Below are 8,885 nucleotides of genomic sequence, written 5' to 3' on the forward strand. Positions count from 1 at the left end.
CCCCCTATTGCCGTCGGCTCCTGCAAACGCCGCTCACTCAATCACGGAAATTTCACAAGTGGAAGGGCGTGTCGGCACAGGTTCCGGCAGATTACGTCTGATAAGACGCAAGCTCTACGACGGTGATGTCCGAGGGCGCACCCACACGAACCGGCGGGCCCCAGGCGCCGGCACCGCGCGACACGTACAACTGTGTGTCGCCGTACCGCTCCAGACCGGCCACCGTCGGGTTGGCGAGATCCGCGAGGTACTCCCCCGGCCACATCTGGCCGCCGTGGGTGTGCCCGGACAGCTGCAGGTCCACGCCGTACCGGACGGCGTCGTGGATGACGACCGGCTGGTGGGCCAGCAGCACCGAGGCGCGGGCGCGGTCCCGGTCGCCCAGGGCCTTGGCGAAGTCGGGGCCTTGGCCCTCGCGCTCGCCGGCCACGTCGTTGACCCCGGCGAGGTCGAAGCCGGGCATTTCGGTGCGGGCGTTCTCCAGCGGGTGCAGGCCGAGTTCGCGGACGTGGTCGACCCACTGCTGGGCGCCGGAGAAGTACTCGTGGTTGCCGGTGACGAAGAAGCTGCCGTGCCGGGAGCGGATCCGGGCCAGGGGCTCGGCCGCGGGACCGAGGTCCGCCACGTCGCCGTCCACCAGGTCGCCGACGACCGCGACGAGGTCGGGCTGGGTGGAGTTGATGGTGTCGACGATGCGCTGGGTGTGGGCCCGGCCGAGCACGGGCCCGAGGTGGATGTCGCTGACGACGGCGATGCGGAAGCCGTGCTGGGCGCGGGGCAGCCTGGCCAGCGGGACGGTGACCCGCTTGACGCGGGGGCCGCGCAGCACGCCGTACGTGCCCTGGCCGACGGTCGCGAGGGCCGCCGCGGCGGCCACGCCGCCCAGCGTCCGGGCCACGAACACCCGGCGGGTGGTGCCGGTCGCCCCGGTCGCGGTCTCCTCGGGCGCCGGCGGGGCGGGCTCGCCGGCCGCTCCGGGGTGGGAGCCGGGCTCCGGCGCCGCGTCCGGCACCCGGACCGGTTCGGGGGCGGGGGCGGGTACGGGAGCGGGGGCCGCCGCCCGGGACCTGCGGAGCCAGACCGCCCGTACCGGCTCCAGCGCCAGCATGGCCAGCGTCAGGTACAGCAGGACGGCCAGCCAGAGGTAACCCGGCCAGGAGACGACCTGCTGGAACAGGAAGGGGGCGCCGGCGCGGCCCGCGGTCAGCGCCGCCACGGAGAGCAGCGGCAGCGCGATGAAGGCCACCGTGCCCGTACGGCGCGCCCATCCCGTGAGGCCCGTGTCATGGACCAGGCGGATCCACAGCCAGCGGTGCACCAGTGCGAGGAGCGCCAGGACGGCCAGCGCGACGAGGACGAACACGAGGACCGTCATCGTGATTCACGCCGCAGAGCGCGGACGCCGCGCAACCCGATCAGACCGACGCCCGTCCCCAGGAGAAACGACGTGATGGCCAGCGCCAGGTGGACCCAGAAGTAGCCGGTCGGGTCACCCGCGTCGTCGAAGGCGAGGCCACTGCCGTCCTTCCACAGGTTCTTGACGAAGGTGATCCAGATGACCCAGCTCCACGCCCCGAAGGCGAGCAGGAACCAGGAGGCGGCTCGGCTCAGTCTCATGGGCCCAGTATCGGCTCCGTCCCCAGGACGGCGGCGTCGGGGTGGGCTGTCCCGGCGGCAGTTCCGGCGGTTTGGACCGAGCGGGTCGGCAAGCACGCGGACTGCATGTACTTTCACCTGCGTGTCTGCCAAGAAGACCGCGCTGACGGTCCTTTCCGCCGCGCTGCTGCTGCCCGCCCTGACCGCGGGTCCCGCCCTCGCCGACGACAAGCCCGGCAGCAAGGGCCAGGGGAAGCTGCAGCCCGCTCCCCCCGCCTCGATGTCCACGGTGGGCGGGACCCTGCTGGGCAAGCCGGGCACCCAGGTGCAGCTCGGGCCGGGCGCGCCCGCGCTGCCCAAGCAGCTGTCGGGCCGGTCCTGGATCGTCGCCGACGCGGAGTCGGGCGAGGTGCTCGCCGCGCACAACGCGCACTGGCGGCTGCCCCCGGCCTCCACGCTGAAGATGCTCTTCGCGGACACCGTGCTGCCCACCCTGCCCAAGGAGCAGGTGCACAAGGTCACCGAGCAGGAGCTGGCCGGGGTGGGTCCGGGCAGCAGCACGGTCGGGCTCAAGGAGGACCTGGAGTACTCGGTCCACGACCTGTGGCTCGGGGTGTTCCTGCGGTCCGGGAACGACGCGGTGCACGTTCTGTCCGCGATGAACGGCGGGATCCCGAAGACCGTCGACGACATGCAGGCGCACGCCGAGGAGCTCCAGGCCCTGGACACCCAGGTGGTCTCGCCGGACGGGTACGACGCCCCCGGCCAGGTCTCCAGCGCGTACGACCTCACGCTGTTCGCCCGCTCCGGGATGCAGAAGAAGGACTTCCGCGAGTACTGCGCGACGGCGACCGCGAAGTTCCCCGGCGAGCAGAAGCCGGGCAAGCCGCGCGAGACCTTCGAGATCCAGAACACCAACCGGCTGATGACCGGTGCCCTCGGCATGACCCCGTACCAGGGCATCGCGGGCGTGAAGAACGGCAACACCACCATGGCCGGCTCCACCTTCACCGGCGTCGCGCAGCGCGGCGACAAGAAGCTGCTGGTCACGGTGATGAACCCGAGCGAGGGCGGCGGCAACGCCGTCTACGAGGAGACCGCCGCCCTGCTGGACTGGGGCTTCTCGGCCGCCGGGAAGGTCACCCCGGTCGGCGAGCTGGTCCCGCCGAAGAGCGCCGACACCACCAACCTCGGCGCCCCCGCGCAGAGCCACGAGTCCAAGCCGGCGGCCGTCGAGGCGGACACCCCCGGCGGCATGGGCACGGCGGCGGCGGTGACCGGCGGTGCGCTGGCCGTGCTGGCGGGCGGCGCCTTCCTCGTCAACCGCCGCTGGCCGCGCCGCCGTCGGGACCCTCACCCCGACGCCTGACCGGAGGGGTGCCCGGGGCCGGCTCCGTAGGGCGGCCCGCGTCCGGCTCCGTAGGGCCGCCAGGGGCCGCTCCCCCACGGCCGCCCGGGTCCGGCTCCGTACGGGCCCCCGCGGGCCCCCCGGACCGCTCCGCGCCGTCCTCGGGGGCCCCGGATGCCTCTCGCTCCCCGGGCGCCTCAGAGGGCTCCGGAGCCTCCGCGGCCTCTTCCGGGCCCGTGGCCGTCCAGGCCGAGCAGTACAGGAGCAGCTTCGCGGTGAAGTTGATCCACAGCAGCAGGGCGACGGGCACGCCGAAGGCCCCGTACATGCTCTTGGTCGCGACCCCCTGGAAGTAGCCGCTCAGCAGCAGCTTCAGCAGTTCGAAGCCCACCGCGAAGATCAGCGCGGCCACGATCAGGCGGCGGCGCGGCGGCTGCACGCCGGGCAGCAGCGTCAGCACGTAGAGCAGCAGCAGGAACGCCGCCAGCACGCCCACCAGGAAGGCGGCGGCCCGCAGCACCACCCCGCCCACGCCGCCCTGGGGCACGCCCAGCCACTCGGCGGTCTTGCCCACGGCGCTGGACCCGAAGACCGACGCGGCGGCCGAGACGAGGCCCGCGGCGCCCAGCCCCAGCAGCACCAGCCCGTCCTTGCCCTTGCGGACGACCGGGTTTCCCTCGTCCTCGTCGTCCTGCTCCCAGACGGCCCGGAGGCAGTCCCGCATCGAGCCCACCCAGCCGATGCCGGTGAAGAGCAGCAGCGCGCCCGCGACGAGGCCGACCGTGCCGGCGTTGTCGACCAGTCCCCCGATGTTGAGCTGCTCGGAGATGCCGGGCACCTGCTCGGAGAGGCTCTTCTCCAGCTCGTCCAGCTGGTCGTCGCTGAGCAGGGCCGCGCCGACCGCGGCCGCGACGGTGATCAGCGGGAAGAGCGCGAGGAAGCTGATGAAGGTGATGGCCGCGGCGAGGCGGGTCCAGTGGACCCGGTCGAGCCGCTCGTACGAACGCCACGCGTGCGTCCGCATCAGGCGGCCGGCCGCCGGGCCGACGACGGGGAGTTTCCTCAGCCAGTCCATGCGCTCACCGTAGGGGCGGGGGCACGGAAAAAGAACGAAGGGTGATCACCGGCCCGTCGTGCGAAATCACCCGAATCGTCACTTGGGGCGGATACGTTCGGTGCCATGACCACCACCGACCGCACGCGCCCGTTCCGTTCCCTGGTGCTGCGGAGCCTGAAGTTCCGCGCCCGCAGGTTCTACGGCTACGCCTGGAGCGTCGGCTCGTCCCGGTGAGCGCACTGCGCGGGCACACCGGCCGCGCCGCTGCCGAAGGGGTACTCCCGCAGCTTGCGCCAGACGCCGTCCGAGCCCTGCTCGTACAGCGCGAAACCGGTGGAGACCCACTCGGCCTCGAACTCGGCGAGCTCCCCGTAGGCCCGGTCCATCGCCTCCTCGGCGATCCCGTGCGCCACGGTCACGTGGGGGTGGTACGGGAACTGCAGGTCCCGCCGGAGCGGGCCGTCCGGGTTCCGGACCTCGCCCTGGATCCGGGCGCAGGCCTCGCCGCCCTCGGCGACCTTGACGAAGACCACCGGCGAGAGCGGGCGGAACGTGCCCGTGCCGGCCAGCCGCACCACGAAGGGTCGGCCGGCGGCGGCGACCTCGGACAGGTGCGCCCGGATCTCCGCCAGCCGGTCCGCCTCGACCTCGGTGGGCGGCACGAGGGTGATGTGCGTGGGGATGCCGTGCGCGGCGGCGTCCCCGAAGCCGGCGCGCCGCTCCTGGAGCAGGCTGCCGTACGGCTCCGGGACCGCGATCGAAACGCCGAGCGTTACGGTCCCCACGTGGTCTCCTCGTGATCGTCTGCTGTGTGCGGCCTGTGGGCCGCGGGGTGTGCCGAACCCAGTGTGGGGCCAGCACCCCCGATCCGGCCAGGGGCCTTGGTCGCCAGTGCTGTCCCACTGGCGTACCAGGGCTGTATCAGTGCTTCGCCGGGAGGAACCCGAGCCGGTCGTAGGCCTGCGCGAGCGTCTCCGCGGCGACTGCGCGGGCCTTCTCGGCGCCCTTGGCCAGGATCGAGTCCAGCGTCTCCGGGTCGTCCAGGTATTCCTGCGTGCGCTGCTTGAAGGGTGTGACGAAGTCGACCACGACCTCGGCCAGCTCCGTCTTCAGCGCGCCGTAGCCCTTGCCCTCGTACTTCTGTTCCAGCTCGGCCACGGGGGTGTCCGTGAGCGTGGAGTAGATGGTCAGCAGGTTGCTGATGCCGGGCTTGTGCTCCGCGTCGAAGCGGATCACCGTGTCGGTGTCCGTGACCGCGCTCTTGATCTTCTTCGCGGTGGCCTTGGGCTCGTCGAGGAGGTTGATCAGGCCCTTGGGGTTGGCGGTGGACTTGCTCATCTTCGCCGTCGGGTCCTGGAGGTCGTAGATCTTCGCGACCTCCTTGACGATGTGCGCGGCGGGGATGGTGAAGGTCTGGCCGAAGCGCTGGTTGAACCGCTCCGCGAGGTCGCGGGTCAGCTCGATGTGCTGGCGCTGGTCCTCGCCGACGGGAACGGCGTCCGCCTGGTACAGCAGGATGTCCGCGACCTGGAGGATCGGGTACGTGAAGAGGCCGACGGTGGCGTTGCCCGCGCCCTGCTTCGCCGACTTGTCCTTGAACTGGGTCATCCGGCTGGCCTCGCCGAAGCCGGTCAGGCAGTTCATCACCCAGCCGAGCTGCGCGTGCTCCGGGACGTGGCTCTGCACGAAGAGGGTGCACCGGTCCGGGTCGAGACCGGCCGCGAGCAGCTGCGCGACGGAGAGCCGGGTGTTCTCGCGCAGGGCCGCGGGATCCTGCGGGACGGTGATCGCGTGCAGGTCGACGACCATGTAGAAGGCGTCGTGCGACTCCTGCAGGGCGACGTACTGGCGGATGGCACCGAGGTAGTTCCCGAGGTGGAACGAACCGGAGGTGGGCTGGATACCGGAGAGCGCGCGAGGACGGTCGAAGGGCATGGAGCCATTCTCTCAGGTGCCGGGCGCGTCTCCGGCCGCCCGCGGTTGATCCCGGCCACCCCGTCGGCGGGGTGCGGCGCGGATCACATCGAGGGTCCGGGGCGGAGCCCCGGACCCCGCAGCGGCTAGGCCGGCAGGCCCGGGGCCGGGAAGGCCGACATGAGGTCCGCCACCTCGGCGCGGACCGCCGACAGGGCCTCCTCGTCCGACTTCGCCGCCGCCGCGACGCCCCGGTCGATCCACTCCGCCACCAGCGGCATGTGGTCCGGGGTCAGCCCCCGCGACGTCAGCGAGGGCGTGCCGATCCGCACCCCGGACGGGTCGAACGGCTTCCGCGGGTCGTACGGCACCGTGTTGTAGTTGACGACGATCCCCGCCCGGTCCAGGGCCTTGGCCGCCACCTTGCCCGGCACGGACTTCGGCGTGAGGTCCATCAGGATCAGGTGGTTGTCCGTACCGCCGGAGACCAGGTCGAAGCCCCGCTCCAGCAGCCCCGCGGCCAGCGCCCCGGCGTTGGCGACGACCTGGGCCGCGTACTCCCGGAAGGCCGGCTGCGACGCCTCGTGGAGCGCGACCGCGATGCCCGCGGTGGTCTGGTTGTGCGGGCCGCCCTGGAGGCCCGGGAAGACGGCCTTGTCGATCGCCTTCGCGTGCTCCTCGCGGCACATCAGCATGGCGCCGCGCGGGCCGCGCAGCGTCTTGTGGGTGGTCGTGGAGACGACGTCCACGTGCGGTACGGGCGACGGGTGCGCGCCACCGGCGATGAGGCCCGCGATGTGCGCGACGTCGGCGACCAGCACCGAGCCCGCCTCCTTCGCGATCTCCGCGAACGCGGCGAAGTCGATCGTGCGGGGCAGCGCGGTGCCGCCGCAGAAGATCACCTTCGGCCGCTCCTTGAGCGCGATCTCCCGCACCTGGTCGAAGTCGATCAGACCGGTGTCGGCGCGCACGCCGTACTGCACGCCCCGGAACCAGGAGCCGGTGGCCGAGACGCCCCAGCCGTGCGTCAGGTGGCCGCCCATCGGCAGCGCCATGCCCATCACCGTGTCGCCGGGCTGCGCGAAGGCGAGGTAGACGGCGAGGTTCGCGGGCGAGCCGGAGTAGGGCTGGACGTTGGCGTGGTCCACGCCGAAGACGGCCTTGGCGCGCTCGATGGCCAGGGACTCGACCTGGTCGATGTTCTGCTGGCCCTCGTAGTAGCGGCGGCCCGGGTAGCCCTCGCTGTACTTGTTCTGGAGGACCGTGCCGGAGGCCTCCAGCACGGCGGCGGACACGTAGTTCTCACTGGGGATCAGGCGCAGGGTCTCGGCCTGCAGCCGCTCCTCCGCGCCGACCAGGGCGGCCAGGGCGGGGTCGGTGGCGGCGAGTGCGGGGTGGCGCGTGCTCATGGCGCTCCTCCGTGGGGTCGATTGCGGTTCGTCCCCGCGGCGGCCCAGGCGAGCGGCCCGCTGGTGCGGTCGTACGCGCACGGCTCCCCCGGAGTTCCTTCTCCGTACGCCAGTCGCCGCGCGTGCGCACAGCCTAGCGGGCACGACGCGCTCCAAGGTTTCTTCGTCCAGCATCCGAGCGACGATAAGAAAGGAGGCCCACCCCCCTCACCCGCAGCAGGACGAACGGAGACCCCGTGTCGACTACAGCAGACGCCATCCGCTCCGCCGAGGCGCACAGTGCGCACAACTACCACCCGCTGCCCGTCGTCGTGGCCTCGGCCGAAGGCGCGTGGATGACGGACGTCGAGGGGCGCAGGTTCCTCGACATGCTCGCGGGCTACTCCGCGCTCAACTTCGGCCACGGCAACCGCCGTCTGCTCGACGCGGCCAGAGCACAGCTGGAGCGGGTGACGCTCACCTCGCGGGCCTTCCACCACGACCGCTTCGCCGAGTTCTGTACCGAACTCGCGGCGCTGTGCGGCAAGGAGATGGTCCTGCCGATGAACACGGGCGCCGAGGCGGTCGAGACGGCGGTCAAGACCGCCCGCAAGTGGGGCTACGAGGTGAAGGGCGTCCCGGACGGCCACGCCAAGATCGTGGTGGCGGCGAACAACTTCCACGGCCGGACCACGACCATCGTGTCGTTCTCCACCGACCACGAGGCCCGCGACCACTACGGCCCCTACACCCCGGGCTTCGAGATCGTCCCGTACGGCGACCTGACGGCGCTCGACGCGGCCGTCACGGCGCACACCGTGGCCGTGCTCCTCGAACCCATCCAGGGCGAGGCGGGCGTCCTCGTGCCGCCGCCCGGATACCTGGCCGGGGTGCGGGAGCTGACGCGGCGCAAGAACGTGCTGTTCATGGCGGACGAGATCCAGTCCGGCCTCGGACGCACCGGGAAGACCTTCGCGTGCGAGCACGAGGACGTCGTCCCGGACGTCTACGTCCTGGGCAAGGCGCTCGGCGGCGGCGTCGTCCCGGTCTCCGCGGTGGTCGCCGACCGGGACGTGCTGGGGGTCTTCCGGCCGGGCGAGCACGGCTCGACCTTCGGCGGCAACCCGCTGGCCTGCGCCGTGGGTCTCGAGGTCGTCGCGATGCTGCGCACGGGCGAGTACCAGCAGCGCGCCACGGAGCTGGGCGACCACCTGCACCGCGAGCTGAACCTGCTGGTGGGCGGCGGCGCGGTGACCGAGGTGCGCGGCCGGGGTCTGTGGGCGGGCGTGGACATCGCCCCCGGCCACGGCACCGGGCGCGAGGTCTCCGAGCGGCTGATGGAGCGGGGCGTACTGGTCAAGGACACGCACGGGTCGACCATCCGGATCGCCCCGCCGCTGGTGATCGCCAAGGAGGACCTGGACTGGGGCCTGGACCAGCTGCGCGCGGTCCTGGCCTGAGCCGTACGGCGCGGGGGGGGGGGCCGGGGGGGGGGGGGCGCGGGGGCCGGCGCCCCCCCCGGGCGGGGCGGTCGGGGGGGGGGGCGCGGGGGGGGAAGGCCCGCACCACCCCCCCCCCCCCC

The 8,885-nt window shown here is 72.5% G+C and carries 8 protein-coding genes; 2 read left to right on the top strand and 6 right to left on the bottom strand.

The annotated features are described in order from the left end of the window. Positions 1-91 precede the first annotated feature (91 nt). The gene (locus tag ACIQUQ_RS12045) at positions 92-1,375 is read right to left on the bottom strand and encodes a metallophosphoesterase (RefSeq protein WP_403974263.1); all 1,284 of its coding nucleotides are present in this window, start codon (positions 1,373-1,375) and stop codon (positions 92-94) included. Further along, positions 1,372-1,617, bottom strand: coding sequence for an SCO4848 family membrane protein (locus ACIQUQ_RS12050; RefSeq protein ID WP_403663220.1), 246 nt, complete (start codon positions 1,615-1,617; stop codon positions 1,372-1,374). Before ACIQUQ_RS12050 ends, ACIQUQ_RS12045 begins: the two co-directional genes overlap by 4 nt. A 121-nt stretch (positions 1,618-1,738) precedes the next feature. On the opposite strand from ACIQUQ_RS12050, the gene ACIQUQ_RS12055 reads away from it, so the two are divergent. Next, on the top strand, positions 1,739-2,965 hold the full coding sequence (locus ACIQUQ_RS12055; protein ID WP_403974265.1) for a D-alanyl-D-alanine carboxypeptidase family protein: 1,227 nt from the start codon (positions 1,739-1,741) through the stop codon (positions 2,963-2,965). Here ACIQUQ_RS12055 and ACIQUQ_RS12060 read toward each other — a convergent pair. The 4 genes from ACIQUQ_RS12060 to glyA all read right to left on the bottom strand — a co-directional run bounded on the left by ACIQUQ_RS12060 (position 2,916) and on the right by glyA (position 7,324). After that, entirely contained in the window at positions 2,916-4,019 is a 1,104-nt protein-coding gene (locus ACIQUQ_RS12060) for a YihY/virulence factor BrkB family protein (RefSeq protein WP_403974267.1), read from the bottom strand. The genes ACIQUQ_RS12055 and ACIQUQ_RS12060 overlap by 50 nt on opposite strands. A 185-nt stretch (positions 4,020-4,204) precedes the next feature. After that, positions 4,205-4,786, bottom strand: coding sequence for a 2'-5' RNA ligase family protein (locus tag ACIQUQ_RS12065; RefSeq protein WP_403974269.1), 582 nt, complete (start codon positions 4,784-4,786; stop codon positions 4,205-4,207). Between the two features lie 136 nt (positions 4,787-4,922). Next, entirely contained in the window at positions 4,923-5,936 is a 1,014-nt protein-coding gene (trpS, locus tag ACIQUQ_RS12070) for a tryptophan--tRNA ligase (RefSeq protein ID WP_403974271.1), read from the bottom strand. A gap of 125 nt (positions 5,937-6,061) precedes the next feature. After that, a complete protein-coding gene (glyA, locus tag ACIQUQ_RS12075; protein ID WP_403974274.1) occupies positions 6,062-7,324 on the bottom strand; it encodes a serine hydroxymethyltransferase in 1,263 nt (420 codons plus the stop codon). A 236-nt stretch (positions 7,325-7,560) separates the two neighbouring features. Between glyA and rocD the strand changes: the two genes are divergently transcribed. Continuing rightward, a complete protein-coding gene (rocD, locus tag ACIQUQ_RS12080) occupies positions 7,561-8,763 on the top strand; it encodes an ornithine--oxo-acid transaminase (protein ID WP_403974277.1) in 1,203 nt (400 codons plus the stop codon). Positions 8,764-8,885: the final 122 nt, after the last annotated feature.

This window comes from Streptomyces sp. NPDC101118, from assembly GCF_044759445.1.
Classification (GTDB): Bacteria; Actinomycetota; Actinomycetes; order Streptomycetales; family Streptomycetaceae; genus Streptomyces.

What these genes read in the sequence shown, in the direction of transcription:
- trpS (WP_403974271.1), bottom strand. Translation starts at nt 5,936, where the DNA reads ATGCCCTTCGACCGTCCTCGCGCGCTCTCCGGTATCCAGCCCACCTCC.
- ACIQUQ_RS12060 (WP_403974267.1), bottom strand. Translation starts at nt 4,019, where the DNA reads ATGGACTGGCTGAGGAAACTCCCCGTCGTCGGCCCGGCGGCCGGCCGC.
- ACIQUQ_RS12045 (WP_403974263.1), bottom strand. Translation starts at nt 1,375, where the DNA reads ATGACGGTCCTCGTGTTCGTCCTCGTCGCGCTGGCCGTCCTGGCGCTC.
- glyA (WP_403974274.1), bottom strand. Translation starts at nt 7,324, where the DNA reads ATGAGCACGCGCCACCCCGCACTCGCCGCCACCGACCCCGCCCTGGCC.
- ACIQUQ_RS12050 (WP_403663220.1), bottom strand. Translation starts at nt 1,617, where the DNA reads ATGAGACTGAGCCGAGCCGCCTCCTGGTTCCTGCTCGCCTTCGGGGCG.